Origin of the sequence: Algibacter pacificus, assembly GCF_008033385.1 — a bacterium.
Classification (GTDB): Bacteria; Bacteroidota; Bacteroidia; order Flavobacteriales; family Flavobacteriaceae; genus Algibacter; species Algibacter pacificus.
The window spans coordinates 106,996-125,812 of sequence record NZ_VOGY01000009.1 but is presented as its reverse complement, the minus strand read 5'-3'; the positions used below and the strand labels follow the sequence as shown (position 1 = coordinate 125,812).

Annotated in this window: 21 protein-coding genes; 5 read left to right on the top strand and 16 right to left on the bottom strand. The window is 32.7% G+C overall.

Features of this window, described 5'->3' with window-relative positions; translation table 11 throughout:
* Positions 1-24: 24 nt before the first annotated feature.
* The 7 genes from FQU21_RS14025 to FQU21_RS13995 form a co-directional block, all read right to left on the bottom strand.
* Positions 25-543, bottom strand: coding sequence for a hypothetical protein (locus FQU21_RS14025; RefSeq protein WP_147678637.1), 519 nt, complete (start codon positions 541-543; stop codon positions 25-27).
* Positions 544-1,032 carry a Panacea domain-containing protein gene (locus FQU21_RS14020; protein ID WP_147678636.1) on the bottom strand — a complete coding sequence of 163 codons (489 nt, stop codon included), beginning with the start codon at positions 1,030-1,032 and terminating at the stop codon, positions 544-546. It abuts the gene before it with no gap.
* 148 nt (positions 1,033-1,180) lie between these two features.
* The gene (locus FQU21_RS14015) at positions 1,181-1,936 is read right to left on the bottom strand and encodes a LytR/AlgR family response regulator transcription factor (protein WP_147678635.1); all 756 of its coding nucleotides are present in this window, start codon (positions 1,934-1,936) and stop codon (positions 1,181-1,183) included.
* A gap of 255 nt (positions 1,937-2,191) precedes the next feature.
* The gene (locus FQU21_RS14010) at positions 2,192-2,569 is read right to left on the bottom strand and encodes a 2TM domain-containing protein (RefSeq protein ID WP_246124841.1); all 378 of its coding nucleotides are present in this window, start codon (positions 2,567-2,569) and stop codon (positions 2,192-2,194) included.
* Entirely contained in the window at positions 2,553-3,881 is a 1,329-nt protein-coding gene (locus FQU21_RS14005) for a histidine kinase (RefSeq protein ID WP_147678633.1), read from the bottom strand. The genes FQU21_RS14010 and FQU21_RS14005 overlap by 17 nt, the downstream gene beginning before the upstream one ends.
* Positions 3,882-4,137: 256 nt before the next feature.
* On the bottom strand, positions 4,138-4,872 hold the full coding sequence (locus FQU21_RS14000; protein ID WP_147678632.1) for an energy transducer TonB: 735 nt from the start codon (positions 4,870-4,872) through the stop codon (positions 4,138-4,140).
* A 216-nt stretch (positions 4,873-5,088) separates the two neighbouring features.
* Positions 5,089-6,096 carry a sugar kinase gene (locus FQU21_RS13995; protein ID WP_147678631.1) on the bottom strand — a complete coding sequence of 336 codons (1,008 nt, stop codon included), beginning with the start codon at positions 6,094-6,096 and terminating at the stop codon, positions 5,089-5,091.
* A 183-nt stretch (positions 6,097-6,279) separates the two neighbouring features.
* Between FQU21_RS13995 and FQU21_RS13990 the strand changes: the two genes are divergently transcribed.
* Positions 6,280-6,915, top strand: a complete 636-nt coding sequence (locus FQU21_RS13990) for an MOSC domain-containing protein (RefSeq protein ID WP_147678630.1) — start codon at positions 6,280-6,282, stop codon at positions 6,913-6,915.
* A 41-nt stretch (positions 6,916-6,956) separates the two neighbouring features.
* Positions 6,957-8,198: a DEAD/DEAH box helicase gene (locus tag FQU21_RS13985; protein WP_147678629.1), complete on the top strand. Its 1,242-nt coding sequence runs from the start codon at positions 6,957-6,959 to the stop codon at positions 8,196-8,198.
* A 109-nt stretch (positions 8,199-8,307) separates the two neighbouring features.
* On the opposite strand, the gene yajC is transcribed toward FQU21_RS13985, so the two are convergent.
* The 3 genes from yajC to nusB form a co-directional block, all read right to left on the bottom strand.
* Complete coding sequence (yajC, locus tag FQU21_RS13980) at positions 8,308-8,604, bottom strand: preprotein translocase subunit YajC (protein ID WP_147678628.1); 297 nt, start codon at positions 8,602-8,604, stop codon at positions 8,308-8,310.
* 90 nt (positions 8,605-8,694) lie between these two features.
* Positions 8,695-9,159 (bottom strand): DUF1573 domain-containing protein, encoded by a 465-nt coding sequence (locus FQU21_RS13975; protein ID WP_147678627.1) that lies wholly within the window; start codon positions 9,157-9,159, stop codon positions 8,695-8,697.
* Positions 9,160-9,244: 85 nt separating this feature from the next.
* Positions 9,245-10,192, bottom strand: a complete 948-nt coding sequence (nusB, locus tag FQU21_RS13970) for a transcription antitermination factor NusB (RefSeq protein ID WP_246124840.1) — start codon at positions 10,190-10,192, stop codon at positions 9,245-9,247.
* Between the two features lie 199 nt (positions 10,193-10,391).
* On the opposite strand from nusB, the gene FQU21_RS13965 reads away from it, so the two are divergent.
* Both FQU21_RS13965 and FQU21_RS13960 read left to right on the top strand, forming a co-directional pair.
* Entirely contained in the window at positions 10,392-12,149 is a 1,758-nt protein-coding gene (locus FQU21_RS13965; protein WP_147678626.1) for an ABC transporter ATP-binding protein, read from the top strand.
* 138 nt (positions 12,150-12,287) lie between these two features.
* The gene (locus FQU21_RS13960) at positions 12,288-12,683 is read left to right on the top strand and encodes a PUR family DNA/RNA-binding protein (RefSeq protein ID WP_147678625.1); all 396 of its coding nucleotides are present in this window, start codon (positions 12,288-12,290) and stop codon (positions 12,681-12,683) included.
* Between the two features lie 204 nt (positions 12,684-12,887).
* Here the strand turns inward: FQU21_RS13960 and FQU21_RS13955 are convergent, their stop codons facing one another.
* The gene (locus tag FQU21_RS13955) at positions 12,888-13,223 is read right to left on the bottom strand and encodes a tRNA-binding protein (protein WP_147678624.1); all 336 of its coding nucleotides are present in this window, start codon (positions 13,221-13,223) and stop codon (positions 12,888-12,890) included.
* Between the two features lie 47 nt (positions 13,224-13,270).
* Here FQU21_RS13955 and FQU21_RS13950 point away from each other — a divergent pair, with 47 nt between their 5' ends.
* Positions 13,271-13,831, top strand: a complete 561-nt coding sequence (locus FQU21_RS13950; protein ID WP_147678623.1) for a thioredoxin family protein — start codon at positions 13,271-13,273, stop codon at positions 13,829-13,831.
* Here FQU21_RS13950 and FQU21_RS13945 read toward each other — a convergent pair.
* The 5 genes from FQU21_RS13945 to FQU21_RS13925 form a co-directional block, all read right to left on the bottom strand.
* Positions 13,828-14,313, bottom strand: a complete 486-nt coding sequence (locus FQU21_RS13945) for a GNAT family N-acetyltransferase (protein ID WP_147678622.1) — start codon at positions 14,311-14,313, stop codon at positions 13,828-13,830. The two genes, FQU21_RS13950 and FQU21_RS13945, sit on opposite strands and share 4 nt — an antisense overlap.
* A gap of 1 nt (position 14,314) precedes the next feature.
* Entirely contained in the window at positions 14,315-14,860 is a 546-nt protein-coding gene (locus FQU21_RS13940; RefSeq protein ID WP_147678621.1) for a YfiT family bacillithiol transferase, read from the bottom strand.
* 21 nt (positions 14,861-14,881) lie between these two features.
* The gene (locus FQU21_RS13935; RefSeq protein WP_147678620.1) at positions 14,882-15,301 is read right to left on the bottom strand and encodes a hypothetical protein; all 420 of its coding nucleotides are present in this window, start codon (positions 15,299-15,301) and stop codon (positions 14,882-14,884) included.
* A 204-nt stretch (positions 15,302-15,505) separates the two neighbouring features.
* Positions 15,506-16,438 carry a peptidylprolyl isomerase gene (locus FQU21_RS13930; RefSeq protein ID WP_147678683.1) on the bottom strand — a complete coding sequence of 311 codons (933 nt, stop codon included), beginning with the start codon at positions 16,436-16,438 and terminating at the stop codon, positions 15,506-15,508.
* A gap of 133 nt (positions 16,439-16,571) precedes the next feature.
* Positions 16,572-18,776 carry an ATP-dependent DNA helicase RecQ gene (locus FQU21_RS13925; protein ID WP_147678619.1) on the bottom strand — a complete coding sequence of 735 codons (2,205 nt, stop codon included), beginning with the start codon at positions 18,774-18,776 and terminating at the stop codon, positions 16,572-16,574.
* Positions 18,777-18,817: the final 41 nt, after the last annotated feature.

The following is an 18,817-nucleotide window of genomic DNA, read 5'->3' as shown; positions in this document are numbered from 1 at the left end:
ACAGTACTTTGTTGGAAGTCGGCCTTATTTTTTCGGGTATATGATATGATTTCTATCATACCAAACTAAATAGAAAATACCTTTATATAAAAATCCAACTGCCCTAGCTTCGATTGTATATTGTAAGTCAAATTGATATAAAGTAGGAAGTTCATTTTCTGTCATTCCACGATAGCTAGGTGCTAATATTTTTAAAAAATCTTTAGGCTGTAAATTTACTTCCTTATCCCATAAATCTATTGAATGAAACCTCAAAGCTTTAGTTAGTCGCATACTTTCGTAAGTAAATGAGGAAACTTTTTTTAGTCCTTCCAATAATCCTAATAAATCATCTCGGTCGTTAGTTTTACAATTAAAACATAAATCAGTTTTATCAAGTGATAAATAGTCAAATGCAAAAAATGGTTTTAAATTTTTTACAGAATGAAATGGAATACCTTGTTCTCCGACTTTATATTTGGATAATGAATTTATAGCATTTTCAAGTTGCTTTTTTGGGTCTGGTATATCAAATCCTTTATTCTTCTTACCCTTTTTAGCCATTTATGCAGATAATTGGGCTAAATAGAATTCTTTCATTCTATCTTTAGGAATTACGTTATTGCATCTTTCGTGAGGTGGAAAACCTTCTCTAGCTTCAATCCAAGGATTCTCACTATGAGTTAGCATTTCAAGTTCAAATGAGCTTAAAGTTCCATATTTATTTAGAACAGAGTAAATAAGTTCAAGTTGATTTTCAGTTAAATCATTTTCTGTTGCAACTTTTTCGATTCTTTCTTCCGCAGAGTCAAGTTCGTCATTAAGTACTTTAATGTCGTTATATCCGAATTGTTTTAAATCTTGATATAATTCAGGAACAACTGGTCCGTGAACCCAAGCTTCAAAATTCTCTTCAATCAATTCAGAATTAAGATGAACTAAATGCCAAGCTTCTACATAGTAAACAAGCTTCTGTAATTTTTTTGGTGATACAGGAACTCCTTTGCTATTTACATAGTCGGTTATTATATGTCCTAATACTGTCGCTTTCATTTTGCAAAAGTACTAAATATTAAATTCATAACCTAAATTATTCAATCAGTAATGTTTTTTTTAGCTTACTGCCAACTATACGATAAAATAAAAAATGACTATTTAAAAACGCCATACCTCTATTATGTAAATTATAAACGCTGCCCCTCTACTCCAACCAGTTTTTAAAATCTTTAACCCGTTCGCGAGCCACAATAACCTCATGCTCGTGATAGGATTGTAACTTTATTTGCAAACGCGAATTGGTATAACTCACCATATCTTTTATGGCATTAATATTTACATAGAATTTTCGGTTGATACGGAAGAAGGTTTGTGGTTCCAGCTCATCTTCTAACTGATCCAGCGTGGTGTCTAACAAGTAATTTCTACCTTCGGTAGTATGGGCATAGGTGCCTTTATTTTCGCTATAAAAACATTCTATTTCGTCTATATTAATCAGTTTTAAGTGTTGTCCTACTTTTACAGAAAACCGCTTTTTATAAACCCGATCTATAGGGTTTACCAATAGTTTTTTAATATCGTTGAAATCTAAGGTTACACCTTTTTTTTGTGGTGCACGTTCTTGATATTTTTTTACCGCAATTTCTAAATCTTCGTCGTCTATAGGTTTTAATAAATAATCGATACTATTGAGTTTGAAGGCTTGCAGCGCATATTCATCGTAAGCTGTGGTAAAAATTACGGCACTTTTTATTTCGATAGTTTCGAAGATTTCGAAAGACAAGCCGTCGCTTAATTGAATATCCAAAAATATTAAATCGGGATGCGGATTATCCTTAAACCATGAGATCGATTCTTCTACGGAATGTAGCATGGTTTGAGTTTCTAAATTTAAAGTTTTTAGCTGACGCTGAAGGCGGCGTGCCGATGGTTTTTCGTCTTCAATAATGATTATATTCATGTATTTTATTTCTGTTTTAAAACTACGGTTTTTCTTTTAAGGGTGCCATATGCTATGAACATGATACTATTTTTTTGATATGTATTTTACAGATTAACAAAAACACGCTCTTAAAAACTATTTCTGCAAACTTGCCCGCGTTAAGGATGGAACGGTTTGTTTGAAATCCTTTTTGTTTTGTGAAAAACAAAAAGATTGAGTAGTGACAGCCTGACCCGTTAGGGGAACGCCCTACTATTTATATGGAAACCAAATTTACTCCCATCGGGTTTGATCGTTTTTCATGTACTCCTGTATTTTTCGGTCTTCCCATTTTTTACTAAACATCCAACCTTTGGCAAACACGCCTATGGCATGAAAGGCTAAACCTATCCCCCAAAAGAAGGCTGTACTAAATGTGCCAAAATTCCAGAAATGGCCGTTGGAATGAAAGGCTACCACCCCTATTAAAATAAGATTTATGACGACGTAAAAAAATGCGTGTGAATAAAATCCTTTTAGTGCTTTTAATTGTTTTTCGGCACGTAAATAAGCGTCTTGCTTTTTAAAATCGTTGCTATTGTTATGATCTATTTGTGTCATTCTTGCTGTGTTTTTTAAGTTGGTTAATCTAATTCTAAAGGTTTCGGTCATTACGCATAAACTCTTCCATTTTACGCTTTTCCCAGTTTCTTCCAAAAACAGCTTGATTTACAAATACTCGGTAAGCTTGTATGGATAACCCAATACCCCAACCAAACATTGGGAACCAAAACCATTGTACGCCCCAAAAGGTATTATAATTTACAAAAATTAAAAAAGGAATCACTAAACAATATGTAAGAAGGTTATAATAAAATCCTTTTAGTTGGTTTACGTGATTGCGCGCTCTTAAATATTGATCGTTTACTTCTGTTTGTTGTGTGTTCATGATGGTTATTTTTTTTGTGAGCATGGGTAGGCTTACCGCAAAACTGCTCGCGTGTTGATTAATTATTATGTTTTTACTTGTTAGTAGTGCATAACGCTGCTTAATATTGTTTAAACCTACGCCTGTACTCTTTTTTACTATTTGTTTAGGTTGTAAATTGTTTTGAACTATTAAATACCCGTTGCTTTCATAAATTTTTATGTTTAATGGTTTACTAGAATTTACCGTATTGTGCTTTACGGCATTTTCTAGTAATAATTGCAAGGATAAAGGTACGACTCTACTTTCTGGGTTTTGTACGGTTTCTGGCATAGAGAAAACAATACTATCCTCGAACCTCATTTTTAACAGGGACATATAAGTTTTTGCAAATTTCAGTTCCTCGCTTACTGTTACTAATTCTTTATTTTTTTGTTCTAAAACATAGCGATATACTTTAGATAAACCTGTTGTAAATTTTTGAGCATTTATAGGGTTTTCCTCTATTAAACTGCTTAATACATTTAAACTATTAAATAGGAAATGAGGATCTAATTGGTTTTTTAGCGCATCGAATTTAGCGCTAGCCGTTCCAGCTATAACTTTCTGCTCTTTTAATTTATTTTGCTGGTAGCGGTTATAAAAAAATACGACGTGAAATCCAGTAACTATAGATAACGTTACCCATAACCCAAATTGATAACTTTGCCAATGTTGGTGCCCTAAAAATGTTTTAAATGAATATCCGTAATACATCATATCGGTTACGGCTCGTAGAAAAAACAATTCTATAAGTGTAATACAAGTAGACCCTAAAATCCCTGCAATAATACGTTTTAAATACTGGGTTGGTTTCCAATTTTTTCGATCCATATATTCGAAAAAAAACATATTAGAGTACCCCAAAACAAAGGTATAAAGTTGATAAAAAGCAAACGAAATAAATATATCGTTAAGGGAATTAAACTGAAATCTATTTTGCAAATAAGATCCAATTAAAAAAATAAAACAGCCCAACACAAAGGTGATTATAATATATTTTACTGATTTTGTCATGCTTTAATTTTAGTAGTTTTAAGATTTGTATTATTAAATTTTGTTCTTTTTCTAATCGCTTCCTCTAATTTTAATTCTTATTTGTTCCATGATAATTTATTTCTTTATTAATGATGATACAAATATCTAACAGAACTATTAATTTTTTAAAATTGAATTACCGAACCGTATTTTTTTTAAGATGAATTGTAATTTACAAAAAAAGCAGCCTAAAAAATGTTTTAGACTGCTTGTGTATAAAATTAAACTATTATTATTACTGTTCGTATTTAAAAAATATTGGCACAGCATAAGCTACTTTAACCGGTTTACCACGTTGTTTCCCTGGTTGCATGGTTGGCAACTTACTAATAATGCGTTCTGCTTCGGTTTCTAATATTTTATCGGGTCCTCGAGAACGGATACCTTTTACATGTCCTTTAGTATCAATTACAAAAATAACAGAAACACGACCTTGAATTCCCATATCTAGCGCTGCTTGGGGGTATGTAAAGTTTTTTACCACGTGCTCTTGCATTTTTTTCTGAAAACAAGCTTTAGTTTTTGCTTTATCCAACCCTTCACAGCCTGGAAACACAGGAACATCTTCTATAACCGCAAAAGCCACTTCAACTTCTTCTTCTACTTCTTCAACAACAACATCACCAACAGCAACTATATGTTCTGAAATAGCATCGTCTTGTCCGGTTTCAGTACTTTCAAAAACGGTTTCTTCAATATCGATCGCATCATCTTCAATAACTTCAATACTTTCGGTAACCACTACAGGTGGTGCGGCTGGTGGCGGCGGTACACTTGCCTTAATGATAGGAATATCATCTTCATAAATAACATCCATGTTAACAACATCCAAAGTAACATCTTCATCTGTCTCGTAACTTTTAAATTCTAAAGCTTGCCAAGACAGGAATAACATCAAACTAAGTCCGATAGCAAAATATATACTACTATTACGACCTATTTCCAATTGTGGGTTCTTTTTAACTTCCATGACTACTTTTTTTAGTACTATAAAATTATTATAATTCCCCACAAGCAACAATGACAATTGTCATATTACCACAAAATAACTATTATAATTACGATATCCATAAAACACTATAAATGAACACTTCATATTTAAAAGATAGTGCAAAAAAAAAGACTGTCCCTTTGGACAGCCTTTGATAACATATAATATTTATTTTATGTGTATTAAAATCTAAAGTTATCTAGTTAACCTTCCCGATGTATTACCACCTAAAATTCCCATAACTTCTTTTACAGTAGCCAAATTTACATCCCCTTCATAAGTGTGTTTTAAAGCACAAGCAGCACTTGCAAATTCAATGGCTCTGTAATCGTCATTCAATTCTTCTAAACCATATATAAGTCCGGCGGCAAAGGCATCACCTGTTCCAATTCTATCCACCACATGTGTAATATCCAAATCTTTGGTTTCTCTAAACTCAATACCATTCCACATTCTAGCCCGTATTTTATGCCATGATGCATTTACGGATGTTCTAATTTTATCGAAAACTTTTTCTATAGTAGGAAATGTTTCTATTAATTGTTTACTGGCTTCAACAAAATCTTCATTGGAATATCCATAATGAGTTCCTAAAACTTCATTCATTTCATTAATTCCACCAATAAAAATAGTTGAATAATGCAATAATTCTATTAAAGCCTGTTTAGGGTCCTGACCATATTTCCATAACCCACTTCTATAAGTAGGATCGGCAGAAATGGTTAAACCTTTTTGTTTTGCTAAAACGAGTCCTTCTCTTAAGGTATCATAACTTCCTTGGGTAAGCGCTGGAGTAATCCCGGTCCAGTGCAACCATTTACCACCATGTAAAGCTTTTTCCCAATTTACCATAGTTGGTAAAATCTCTGAAAATGATGAGTGCGAGCGATTGTAAGAAATATTACTTGGGCGCATTACAGCACCAACCTCGAAGAAATAAACTCCTAAAGGCCGGTTAGACAAACTAATAGCAGAGGTATCAACTCCAAATTTATTAATATAGGAAAGTGCTGTTTCTCCAATAAAATCGTTCGACACTGCACTAATATGCCTCACCTTTCCTCCAAAATTTGCTATAGAAATCCCAACATTTAATTCGGTACCCCCAAAATAAAATTCAACCATATTAGATTGAATAAATTTTTTATGTCCGCGAGGTGATATACGCATTAACACTTCTCCAAAGGTGATTATCTGACTCATAAATAAGGTTATAATTAAAATTATTACCACAAATTTAACATTTGATTTTGGTATAACTCAATAATTACCTGTGTTTTTTAACAAAGTAGCACATATCATGGTTTACTTGTAAAGCAATTAAAATTAGAGTAACTTCGTATATATGGTTTACATAGAAATAAATTAGCCCTTTTTTTTCAAAGTATGAAAATAATTTCCACCAACACTGCCACACCTACCACCATAATTTGGAATAAAAAAGAAGTTGTAACAGGTATTTACAAAACCCCAACAAACACAGCTATTTTCTTAGGAAAAACCGATGTAGCAAAAGACACGGTTACCGATCGTAAATATCACGGTGGGGAATTTAAAGCTTGCTATATTTTTTCTGAAAAACATTATGACTATTGGAAAAAACGCTATCCAAATTTAAATTGGAACTGGGGCATGTTTGGTGAAAATTTAACAATTTCTAATTTCGATGAATCGGAAATATATATCGGCAGTATTTACAAAATTGGAGAAGCTTTGGTACAGATTACGCAACCCCGTGAACCTTGTTTTAAATTGGGTGTAAAATTTAAGAATCAAAATATACTAAAAGCTTTTATAAACCATGAATTTCCAGGAAGCTACATTCGGGTTTTAAAAGAAGGTTTTGTAAAAGCAGGAGACCTTATGATTTTACAAGAAGAAGCTAAAAATTCCTTAACCGTACAAGACATGTTTCGTTTAATTTACACTAAAAACAAAGACCAAAACCTATTAAAATTAGCGATTAAAAACGAAGCGCTTCCGAAGAAAAAAAGAAACAAATTAGCAACGTATTTAAAATAAGCTGAAGTGGTTTATAGTATCTTTGCAGTAAATTATTATACATGTCATTTAAAGACTTACAATTAAATCGCCCAATATTAAGAGCCGTAGCCGAAGCCGGTTACGATAATCCGACTTTGGTTCAAGAAAAAACCATTCCATTAGTTTTAAACGGAAAAGATATTATTGTTTCGGCACAAACTGGCACAGGAAAAACGGCAGCTTTTGCGCTACCTATTTTACAGCGTTTGTTTAATAACCAAGATGCTCCCAAAAAAGGAAAAAAAATTAAGGCTTTAATTATTAGCCCAACACGTGAATTAGCGATTCAAATTGAGAATAATTTTAAACGCTATAGTACGTATACCAATTTAACAACTTCTGTTATTTTTGGTGGTACAGCTATTGAACCTCAAAAAGAGATATTAAAAAAAGGTGTCGATATTTTAATTGCTACCCCGGGACGTTTACTCGATTTACATAAACAAGATGCGTTAAATTTAGATTACGTAGAAACCCTTGTTTTGGATGAAGCCGATTTAATGCTCGATATGGGATTTATTGACGATGTTAAAAAAGTAGAACGTTTATGTACTAGCGAAAAACAAATTTTATTGTTTTCGGCAACGATTCCATATAAAGTAGAGCAATTAGCAAATACCATATTAAACGAACCTGAACGTGTTGAAGTGGCCCAAAACTCTTCAACATCCAAAAACGTTAATCAATTATTATATTTTGTACCTAAACAAAGTAAAATAGAATTGGGATTACATTTACTTAGAAATACCATAAAAGGTCATATTATTATTTTTAGACGTACTAAATTTGGTGTCGATAAGCTTGAAAAAACCTTAACAAAAAATGGCTATAAAGTGGATAGTATTCATGGTGATAAAAGCCAAACGACACGCCAAGATGCTTTACTTCGCTTTAAAAATGGCGAGGTTAATATTCTTATTGCCACCGATGTTGCTGCACGAGGTATTGATATTAGCGATTTGGACGCCGTAGTAAACTTTGACATCCCTAACATACCCGAAACTTATGTACACCGTATTGGAAGAACCGCCAGAGCAGGAAAAACAGGGATGGCATATTCCTTGTGCTCCGCAGATGAAAAAAGCTACATATTAGCCATACAACAGCTTATACAAATGCAGATAGATATTATCGATGAGCATCCTTACCCTTTAGATCCAAAAGCAAAACCTATAGTACATAAATCGAAAAAAACGGGAAGCAAACACAAAAAGGGTCGTAAAAGTGTAGCTTCTAAAAAGAAGAAAAAACGCTGGTATTAGTTTGCTTATAATAAAGAATAAGACATTAATATATTCAGTATAGAGCAAAAAAAAAGAACCCAAATAGGTTCTTTTTTTGCTTTATTTCACGTTATAAAAACGTTACTATTTATTTTTTATCAACAGCTGGCGCATTAAGCTTCGCACTCATTTCCGAAGAAAGTGCTGAACGCTCATATTTTAATTTCCCAGACATGGTTTCTATAACACAGCTATCATCTTTTTCATTGATTTCAAAAATTTTACCATGTAAACCACTTTTAGTGATTACTCTATCACCGCGTTTTAATTCGGCTATAAACTTTTTTTCCTTTTTTGCTCGTTTCATTTGTGGTGCAATCATAAAGAAATACACAACTACAAACATTAATACAAACGGTAATAAACTACCAATTCCTTCTCCCATTATATTTTAATTAATCGTTATTAAGACCTTCGTGGTCGGGTTGTATGCTAAACTTATTGCAAATACTTAAAACCGTTGATTTATATAAACTTATGCTGGCGCATTAGAATCTGTTTTAACAATTGCCGTAATTTTAACCACTTCTTTCCCTTTTTCTGTATTTGCTGTAAGGGTTAAGCTTTTAGATATTTTACCAGAACCGCTACCATTATATTTAACGGTAAATTCGGCCGTTTCACCAACAGGCAATGGTTCTCTAGACCAATTTTCCGGTACTGTACACCCGCAAGACGTTGCTATGTGTGTAATAACCAAAGGCGCTTCTCCAACATTTTTATATTTAAAAACGGTTTCAACAGATTTTTTTGCTTCAATTTCGCCAAAATCATGAATTGTTTCTTCAAATTCAATTACAGGAAATTTAGAGGCTTTTGCATCTCTTTCTGCTGCTGCTGCAACATTAGCTTCTTCAATTTTTTTAGCGGCATTGTTATCTTTACATGATGTTAATGCTAACAAGCATAAGGCACCTAATCCTAAAAGTATTTTTCTCATTTTTAATAATTTTAAATTGAAGTTGTAAAAATAGTAATTATTTAATGGTTTTTAAATTTTTAAAACACTCTTAACATAAATTAACCTACAGCAATCCGCGGCCAATTTTGTTTAAGGCTCCTGCTTCGGTATATTCTTTCACTAACTTATCCAAAATACCATTAATAAACACACTACTTTTTGGTGTAGAATATTCTTTTGCAATTTCCAAATACTCATTAATAGTCACTTTTGCTGGAATAGAAGGAAAGTTCTTTACTTCACAAATAGCCATTTGCAATAGCACATAATCTACATTAGCAATACGATCTGAATCCCAGTTTTTTGTTTTCAATGCTATCTCCTTATTTATGGCTGTTCTATTCAACAAGGTTTTTCTAAACAAATCGATAGCAAATTGTTTATCTTCTAAATCCTTATATAATTTTGGTGTAAAATGATTTTCTATAGATGAAGGCTTCACCTTTCTAAGTAACTTTAAAATGGTGGTATTTACCGTCGGCAAATCGTCCAACCATGTTAAATTTTTATCTTCTAAATATTCGTAAAGTTTGTCGTTTGGCGCAATAATTTCTTTAAAAACATCTACTAAAAACTCTCTATCTTCTTTAAAACTAGAGGTGTTAGTTTTCATATAGTCTTCATACAACTCACTAGTAGTAATGGCTTTAAAAACAACATCGACATACTCTCCATCTAGTTCCCAATCTTTTATATTGTAGAGTTCCAATTTGTCTTTTAAATCGGTGCTATTCAATAATACCTGAAACACTTCATTATTAACAAACTTCCGGTTGGGATCTTTATCTTCCTTAGTTGCAAGATGTTTATTTTGTTTTTTCTCTAAATTACTTTCGGCTTTTTTTTGCACTTCTATAATTAGTGAAATAAGTAACAGATAAAGATTATACATATTATCTATACTGTACAGCAGAAATTTTTGATCTTTACTAAAATCATCGCTTTCACTACCTTTAAAGGCATATAGGGTTTGCATTACTTTTACACGAATATGTCTTCTATTTAACATCATTACAAAGAACTTCTTTTAGGTTGAAAATTTTTTATTGCTTTCCTTCGGCAAAAATAACACTATATTTAAATAAAAACAGATTTTAAACACTTTATTATTTGGAAACCCTTTAGACTATATTTAACAATTGCTTATAATATATCGACATTATAAATTACAATGAATACCGTATATTTGCCACTTATTTCCTTTAAAATAAATGAAAGAATTACAACATTTAAATAAGTACTTTCTAAAATATAAAACTAACCTTTTAATCGGGATTTTTATAACTATAATAGCCCGAATATTTTTGCTTTTTACACCTCGTTATGTAAAAAAAATATTTATTGTCATCGAAAAATATTTTAACGGCAATATTCCTATTGAAGATTTTAAGGCGGAACTTTTTGAAACGATTCTATACATTATTGGTGCCGCTATTATTGGCGGTATCCTTACTTTTTTTATGCGTCAATATATTATTAATGTATCGCGATATATTGAATTCGATTTAAAAAATGAAATCTACGAACAGTACCAAAAACTATCTTTAAATTTTTATAAAAAAAATAGAACCGGTGATTTAATGAACCGGATTAGCGAAGATGTTGGGCGTGTTCGTATGTATGCTGGCCCAGCCATAATGTACAGTATAAACACAATAACCCTTTTTGTTATTGCCCTAATTTATATGTTTAAGGAATCGCCGTCGTTAGCAATGTACACCATTATTCCTTTGCCAATTCTATCCATTGTTATTTATAAATTAAGTAAAGAAATACATAGACGAAGCACTATTGTACAAGAATATTTATCCAAACTTTCCACCTTTACTCAGGAATCTTTTAGCGGAATTTCAGTAATAAAAGCCTATGGCATTGAGCCACAAACGGCAGAAAACTTCTCGATTCTGGCTAAAAAAAGCAAAGAAAAACAAATTAGCTTAGCCCAAGTACAAGCCTGGTTTTTCCCTATGATGCTTTTATTAATTGGCATTAGCAACCTTATTGTAATTTACATTGGTGGCATGCAATATATTAATGGTGAAATTGAAAGTATTGGTACCATTGCCGAATTTATAATTTATGTAAACTTACTAACTTGGCCCGTAGCGACTGTAGGTTGGGTAACCTCTATTGTGCAACAAGCAGAAGCCTCGCAAAAACGAATTAACGAATTTTTGCAAACAGAACCAGAAATTAAAAACACGGTTAAAACTGAAACAGAAATCACTGGTGATATCGAGTTTAAAAATGTATCCTTTACTTATGATGACACTAATATTCAAGCTTTACATGATGTTAGCTTTAATATCACCGAAGGAGAAACACTTGCTATTATTGGTAAAACCGGATCTGGAAAAACAACCATTTTAGACTTAATTGGTCGCCTTTACGATATAGATAAAGGAAGCATTACCATTAACAAACAAGAAATTAACCAAGTAAACTTAACAAATTTACGAGACGCTATTGGTTATGTTCCACAAGAAGCTTTCCTGTTTTCCGATAGTTTAAAAAACAATATTAAATTCGGAAAACAAGATGCTACCGATGACGAAGTGATTCAAGCTGCGAAAAACGCACAAGTTCATAAAAACATTATGAAATTTAATAATGGCTACGATACCATTTTAGGCGAACGTGGTATTACCCTTTCCGGAGGACAAAAACAACGAGTTTCCATTGCCCGCGCTATTATAAAGCTACCAAAAATATTACTTTTCGATGATTGCTTATCGGCTGTCGACACCGAAACCGAAGAGAAAATCCTTAAAAACTTAAACAAACTTACCAAAGGAAAAACCACAATTATAGTTAGTCACCGCGTATCATCGGCTAAAAACGCAGATAAAATAATAGTTTTGGAAGATGGTAAAATTGTTCAGCAAGGCACACACGACACCCTTATTGATATCGATGGCTATTATCAACATTTATATTTAAAGCAACTTAGCGAAACAACCTCAAAATAAAACACTTACAACAAATTAATCGATTCTTTCGGTAATTAAATTTCACTTTTTTAAAAGAAACTCATTAAAATGTTGGTTTACTTAGGTTTTTTTTAGATTTTTGAAACACTAGAATAAAAAACAAATTTCTATATAATTATGAACAATAATGGTATGATGGAGAAAGAGGAGATTTTTTCAAAAGTATTGAGAGCAGGAAGACGCACTTATTTTTTTGATGTAAGAGCAACAAAAGCAGAAGATTATTATTTAACAATTACTGAAAGTAAAAAATTCACGAATGATGATGGCTCCTTTCATTACAAAAAACATAAAATTTATATTTATAAAGAAGATTTTACTGAGTTTAAAGATATTCTAAGCGAAATGACCGATTATATCATAAAAGAAAAAGGTGATGAAGTGATTAGTGAGCGTCATCAAAAAGATTTCAAAAAAGAATATGATTCCAGTGAAGATAATAGTTCGCGAGTTACCGAAGCCGATTTAAAAACTCCAGAAAGTTTTACGGATATTAACTTTGACGATATTTAATAGATTAAATAAAAAAAACCGTTACATAAAATTGTAACGGTTTTTTTTATGCCCTTGTGGTTAATAAAGCAAGCACAAACATACTTTTAACTCCCATACATAGGGAGTCAATAAATTTACAATGGTTAACGGTAATACGAGTTAAACAGCACCAAACACACTACATATAATATTAATGTTCACATCGGTTAAAACGTCTTAAAATCACAAAACAGGAGTTCCGTTTTTCACTTTGTGCTCTGGGTTTAACAACATAACATCTTTAGCCTTTACCGCGCCTACAACCAAGCACTCACTCATAAATTTGGCGATCTGTTTCTTCGGAAAATTAACAACAGCCACAATTTGTTTTTCCAATAAATCGTCTTTTCTGTAAAGTGTAGTTATTTGTGCCGATGTTTTTTTAACGCCTAAATCCCCAAAATCGATAGTTAATTGATAAGCTGGTTTTCTAGCCTCAGGAAAATCGTTCACTTTGATTATGGTTCCTATGCGTAAATCGACTTTAGAAAAATCTTCAAAAGTTATTAGTTCGTTCATTTTTTAAAAATACAAAAAATTGCGAACTTAGCATAAAAATTTTATTTATGGCTCAAACCCCATCAAATATGCTGCCTTTAGGAACAAAAGCACCTTATTTTTCATTACCCGATACGGTTTCTGGAACAACTTTAAACCTTAATGATTTAAAGGGTGAAGTTGGCACTATTATTATGTTTATTTGCAACCACTGTCCATTTGTAATTCATGTAAATGAAGCATTGGTTCGACTGGCTAATGATTATTCTGAAAAAGGTATTACCTGTATCGCTATTTCCAGTAACGATAGTGTTAATTACCCGCAAGACAGCCCTGAAAAAATGAAGATTCATGCCCTTAATGAAGGCTACCCCTTCCCTTATTTATATGATGAAAGCCAAGCAACGGCAAAAGCTTACGATGCTGCTTGCACCCCTGATTTTTATGTATTCAATTCAAATCTTGAATTAACTTACAGAGGACAACTTGACGATTCGCGACCTGGCAATAACATTCCCGTTACAGGTAAAGATTTACGCCACGCATTAAATTGCTTAATTAGTAATATAGATAATGATAGCCCACAAAAACCGAGCATAGGTTGTGGTATTAAATGGAAAAAAGCTTAATTAAGTTTCAATTGAAAAATACCAACATCTAGCCAAGTGTCAAACTTAAAACCAACGTCTTTTAGAAGGGCAACTTGAGTAAACCCAAACTTTTCATGCAGCTTAACACTCGCTGGGTTTGGTATGGTTAAAACGCCCAAAACCGATTTAAATTTTTGTTGCTTTAAACCTGCTATTAACTCGGCGTATAATTTAGATCCTATTTGCTTGCCATGCGCTCCATTTTTAACATAAACCGTAGATTCTACAGTGTAATTATAAGCGGGTTTTGGTCTGAATTTACTACCGTAGGCAAAGCCTAAAATTTCATTATGTTCTTCATAGACGAAAAAAGGGTAACCTTTTAAAATAAGTGCTATTTTTTCTTTAAAAACACTTAAAGATATAGGGGTTTCATCAAAAGTAACCACGGTATTTATAACATAATAGTTGTAAATTTCTAAAAGTGCCTTAGCATCGGTAAGCGTTGCTTTTCTTATCATTTTAAATCCAGCCTTTTAATTTCATTAGATTTTCAATATGAGCATAATGGTGATTGCTATGCCAAGCATAGTTGCCAATATTATAATTTAACGGCACTTCACTTTGGGTTTCCGGATGAATAAAACAAACTTGTAAATCTTCTTCCGATAAGGTTTTTAGTAAATACACTAATTTAAAATGAATGGCACGTAAATGTGCTAAAGACATAGCTATCGGTGCCGATTTGGAGTCTATTAATTCTGCCCAACGTTCTTCAAAATAAGCTTTTATTACAGGCTTATCTTCTGTTAAAGCCCATTTAAAACGGGTGTAACTGTGGTGGTGACTATCGGATAAATGATGAACCACCTGCCTAATAGTCCAACCTTCTGGTCGGTATGGAGTATCTAGCTGCTGGTTTGTTAATCCTTTTACTAAATGATTTAATCTATCAGGGAAGTGTTCTAATATTGAAATCCAACTTTCAAGATGTTGTAAAGTAATTTTTTCTGGACAAATAAATTGACCTATGGGGTATTTAAGTTTTTGAAGTTCTTTATCTGTCATGGAAACAAATATAAAACAATACTAGATCATTTCTACCATATCATTTTCGACAAAATTAACAGCTATATCTAACGCTGTAAAATGTTTTATATTCCCTTTAAAAAACAATTTTTCTATCTCCAAATTAGAAAATCTAGATTTATCAAACACCACAATATAAGATTTTAAGAGATAATTATTATTAAAAAATTTTATCCAATCGGTGGCTATAACAGAATATGAATTTACCCTATTAGAAATAAAATTAACAGTCGCACCATTGGATGTTCCAAGAAAACCAAAAACATCCTGTATAATAGTTCGTCCATTATCCCAACCAAAATCGATACCTTCGTCAATTTCAGAAAGAACAAATTTGTCGAAAATAAAAACATTTCCAAACGGATAATTAAACTCCTTTAACACTTGAGGATAAAAACTTGTTTCAACTATACTATTCATGTTGCAAAAGTATATTTTAAAGTACTTTGGGAAGAATAAATTCGATAAATTAAAAACATCACCAGTTTGTTGGTATTAAGAAAACGATTAAAAGAAAAAACACCTCTATAAGAGGTGCTTTTCCATGATATATTCTAAATATTGAAGTTTCACTCGGCATAAGCGATTCACTAACTTTTTTTTTCAAAAAAAGTTGTTCTCTGCTTACTTTACAGCCATAAGTTCTACATCGAAAATTAAAGTTGCATTTGGAGGAATTACTCCACCAGCACCAGCGCTTCCGTATCCTAAATGACTAGGAATTACTAAACGGGCTTTATCTCCAACTTTTAATAAGCCAATACCTTCATCCCATCCTGGAATAACTTGTCCTACGCCAATAGCAAAATCGATTGGAGCATTACGTTTGTATGAAGAATCGAAAACTGTACCATCAGATAATTGTCCTTTATAATGAACAGAAACCGTTTTACCTTTTTCAGCTTTTACTCCATTACCTTCTTGTAAAATTTGGTAACGTAAACCACTTTCAGTTTTATTAAATCCAGATGCTAATTTATCCAGTTCTGCTTCGGCTGCCGCCTTAGCTTCTGCTTCTCGTTTTGCACGAGATCCTTCAAAAGTTCTAAAAGATTCTACCGCATTAAAAGCTTCTGCTTCTGCACCAACTCTAATAATTTCTAAACGATCTATTAAGTCTCCTTGAGCAATAGTATTTACCACATCTTGTCCTTCAACCACTTTTCCAAAAACGGTATGTTTACCATCTAACCAAGCTGTTTCAACATGGGTAATAAAAAACTGACTTCCATTGGTTCCTGGTCCTGCATTGGCCATAGATAATACGCCTGGTCCGTCGTGTTTTAAATCTGGATGAAATTCATCATCAAATTTATAACCTGGGTTTCCTGCTCCTGTTCCTTGTGGACATCCCCCTTGAATCATGAAATCTTCAATAACTCGGTGGAATTTTAATCCATCGTAATAAGGTGTTCCTTGTGGTTTTACTTTGTTTTCAAGGTTTCCTTCAGCTAAAGCTACAAAATGCCCTACTGTTCCTGGTGTTTTTTTGTACTCTAAACCAACTAGAATTTCTCCTTTAGTGGTGTTAAATTTTGCGTATAATCCGTCTTGCATCATTGTTATTTTTAAGAAAGTGCAAATATAAGGAAGTAAGTTTGTAGTTAAGAATCTTGTGCTTTGTTTTTTCGGTTACATAGAAAATATGAAGCTTTTAAAACCAAAAATGCAATTCTATAAAAAGGCTATATTAATTAGCAACTTCACTTATAAATTTGATACGGTATAACCGTAGCTCTTCATCGTCATAATCACCATCAAACTCTTCTATCGCCTCGTCTATATTATCGCTTTCAGATTCCATAAAATAATCGTGTATCTCTTCCTGCTGATCTTCATCTAAAATATCATCTATCCAATAATCGATGTTCAATTTGGTTCCAGAATACACAATAGCCTCCATTTCTTTTATAAAATCTTCCATAGACATGCCTTTAGACGATGCAATATCATCTAACGGTAATTTCCTATCGACATTTTGAATAATATAGAGTTTATTGGTCGAATTTGTCCCCGTCGATTTCACAACCAAATCATCTGGACGTGTAATATCATTATCCTCTACATATTGAGCAATAAGTGCTACAAAATCTTTTCCGTATTTTTTAGCTTTCCCATCTCCAACACCGTGTACATTACCAAGTTCGGCAATAGTTACCGGATATTTTAACGCCATATCTTCGAGCGATGGATCTTGAAATACGACAAATGGTGGCACACCTAATTTTTTGGCATTCTTTTTTCGTAAATCTTTAAGCATGCGCATTAAAGCAGCATCGGCAACGGCATTTGCTCCTTTGGCTGCTGTAATTACAGAGCCATCTTCTTGTGTTCCATCAAAAATATGATCTTCCGTCATCATAAATGATACTGGGTTTTCCATAAACGCCTTTCCAGAATCTTTTATATTTATGACACCATAGGTTTCGATATCCTTTTTAAGGAAACCGAAAACTAACACCTGACGTAATAGTGCCATCCAATACTTATTATCCTTATGTTTTCCTTTGCCAAAAAACTCTTGTTCGTTTGTTTTGTGAGAATTTATTAAGGCATTTTCTTTACCTGTTAATACATTTACTAAATCTTTAGACTTATACTTTTCATTAGTTTTGGATATAATTTCAAGTAATAATTTCACATCATCCTTAGCTTCAACTTTCTTTTTTGGATGCCTAACATTATCATCCATATCACCGCCTTCTCCAGTTTCCGTATCAAATTCTTCACCAAAATAATGTAGAATAAACTTACGCCGCGAAATAGATGTTTCCGCAAAAGCAACTACTTCTTGAAGCAAAGCATGCCCAATTTCCTGTTCGGCTACGGGTTTACCCGACATAAATTTTTCTAACTTTTCAATATCCTTATAAGCGTAGTATGCTAAGCAATGACCCTCTCCGCCATCGCGACCTGCACGACCGGTTTCTTGGTAATAACTTTCGATACTTTTTGGAATATCGTGATGAATTACAAACCGTACATCTGGCTTATCTATTCCCATCCCGAAAGCTATAGTTGCCACAATAACATCACAATCTTCCATTAAAAATAGGTCTTGATGTTTAGATCTTGTTTTAGCATCTAAACCGGCATGATAAGGCAATGCATTTACACCATTAACTTGTAATACTTGGGCTAATTCCTCTACACGTTTACGACTTAAACAATATATAATACCCGATTTGCCTTCATTTTGTTTTACAAACCGAATAATATCGGCATCTACATTTTTAGTTTTTGGACGTACTTCATAATATAAATTAGGTCTATTAAACGAAGCTTTAAAAGTGGTTGCCCCAGAAATACCTAAATTTTTAATAATATCTTCTTGAACTTTTGGTGTCGCGGTTGCCGTTAAACCAATTATTGGAATATTATCACCTATACGCCCAATAATATGTCTTAAATTACGATATTCTGGTCTAAAATCATGTCCCCATTCACTTATACAATGCGCCTCATCAACGGCCATAAATGATATTTTTACCGTACGCAAAAACTCAACATTTTCTTCTTTTGTCAACGACTCGGGAGCAACATATAACAGTTTGGTTACCCCGTTAATAATATCTTCTTTTACTCGCTTAACTTCGGTTTTGTTTAAAGATGAATTTAGCACGTGTGCCACACCTTCATCGTTAGAAATCCCACGAATGGCATCGACCTGATTTTTCATTAATGCTATTAAAGGAGACACCACAATGGCTGTACCTTCTTTCATTAACGCCGGTAATTGATAACATAAAGATTTACCGCCTCCGGTAGGCATAATCACAAATGTATGATTTCCAGAAATAATACTTGTTACTACATCTTCTTGTAGGCCTTTGAATTGATTAAATCCAAAATATTTTTTTAAGGCACTATGAATCTCGTTTTTTATTGTCAACATGAATGGTATAAATTACTTTTCACTTACTTAGAATGCCCATG

Bases quoted from the DNA above. Each gene is read 5' to 3' on its own strand.
- FQU21_RS13975 (WP_147678627.1), bottom strand. From the start codon at position 9,159: ATGAGAAAAATACTTTTAGGATTAGGTGCCTTATGCTTGTTAGCATTA.
- FQU21_RS14015 (WP_147678635.1), bottom strand. From the start codon at position 1,936: ATGAATATAATCATTATTGAAGACGAAAAACCATCGGCACGCCGCCTT.
- FQU21_RS13985 (WP_147678629.1), top strand. From the start codon at position 6,957: ATGTCATTTAAAGACTTACAATTAAATCGCCCAATATTAAGAGCCGTA.
- FQU21_RS13935 (WP_147678620.1), bottom strand. From the start codon at position 15,301: ATGAATAGTATAGTTGAAACAAGTTTTTATCCTCAAGTGTTAAAGGAG.
- FQU21_RS13940 (WP_147678621.1), bottom strand. From the start codon at position 14,860: ATGACAGATAAAGAACTTCAAAAACTTAAATACCCCATAGGTCAATTT.
- FQU21_RS13960 (WP_147678625.1), top strand. From the start codon at position 12,288: ATGAACAATAATGGTATGATGGAGAAAGAGGAGATTTTTTCAAAAGTA.
- FQU21_RS14020 (WP_147678636.1), bottom strand. From the start codon at position 1,032: ATGAAAGCGACAGTATTAGGACATATAATAACCGACTATGTAAATAGC.
- FQU21_RS14010 (WP_246124841.1), bottom strand. From the start codon at position 2,569: ATGACCGAAACCTTTAGAATTAGATTAACCAACTTAAAAAACACAGCA.
- FQU21_RS13945 (WP_147678622.1), bottom strand. From the start codon at position 14,313: ATGATAAGAAAAGCAACGCTTACCGATGCTAAGGCACTTTTAGAAATT.
- FQU21_RS13965 (WP_147678626.1), top strand. From the start codon at position 10,392: ATGAAAGAATTACAACATTTAAATAAGTACTTTCTAAAATATAAAACT.
- FQU21_RS13955 (WP_147678624.1), bottom strand. From the start codon at position 13,223: ATGAACGAACTAATAACTTTTGAAGATTTTTCTAAAGTCGATTTACGC.
- FQU21_RS13950 (WP_147678623.1), top strand. From the start codon at position 13,271: ATGGCTCAAACCCCATCAAATATGCTGCCTTTAGGAACAAAAGCACCT.
- FQU21_RS13925 (WP_147678619.1), bottom strand. From the start codon at position 18,776: ATGTTGACAATAAAAAACGAGATTCATAGTGCCTTAAAAAAATATTTT.
- FQU21_RS14025 (WP_147678637.1), bottom strand. From the start codon at position 543: ATGGCTAAAAAGGGTAAGAAGAATAAAGGATTTGATATACCAGACCCA.
- FQU21_RS13990 (WP_147678630.1), top strand. From the start codon at position 6,280: ATGAAAATAATTTCCACCAACACTGCCACACCTACCACCATAATTTGG.
- FQU21_RS13930 (WP_147678683.1), bottom strand. From the start codon at position 16,438: ATGCAAGACGGATTATACGCAAAATTTAACACCACTAAAGGAGAAATT.
- FQU21_RS13995 (WP_147678631.1), bottom strand. From the start codon at position 6,096: ATGAGTCAGATAATCACCTTTGGAGAAGTGTTAATGCGTATATCACCT.
- FQU21_RS14005 (WP_147678633.1), bottom strand. From the start codon at position 3,881: ATGACAAAATCAGTAAAATATATTATAATCACCTTTGTGTTGGGCTGT.
- nusB (WP_246124840.1), bottom strand. From the start codon at position 10,192: ATGATGTTAAATAGAAGACATATTCGTGTAAAAGTAATGCAAACCCTA.
- yajC (WP_147678628.1), bottom strand. From the start codon at position 8,604: ATGGGAGAAGGAATTGGTAGTTTATTACCGTTTGTATTAATGTTTGTA.
- FQU21_RS14000 (WP_147678632.1), bottom strand. From the start codon at position 4,872: ATGGAAGTTAAAAAGAACCCACAATTGGAAATAGGTCGTAATAGTAGT.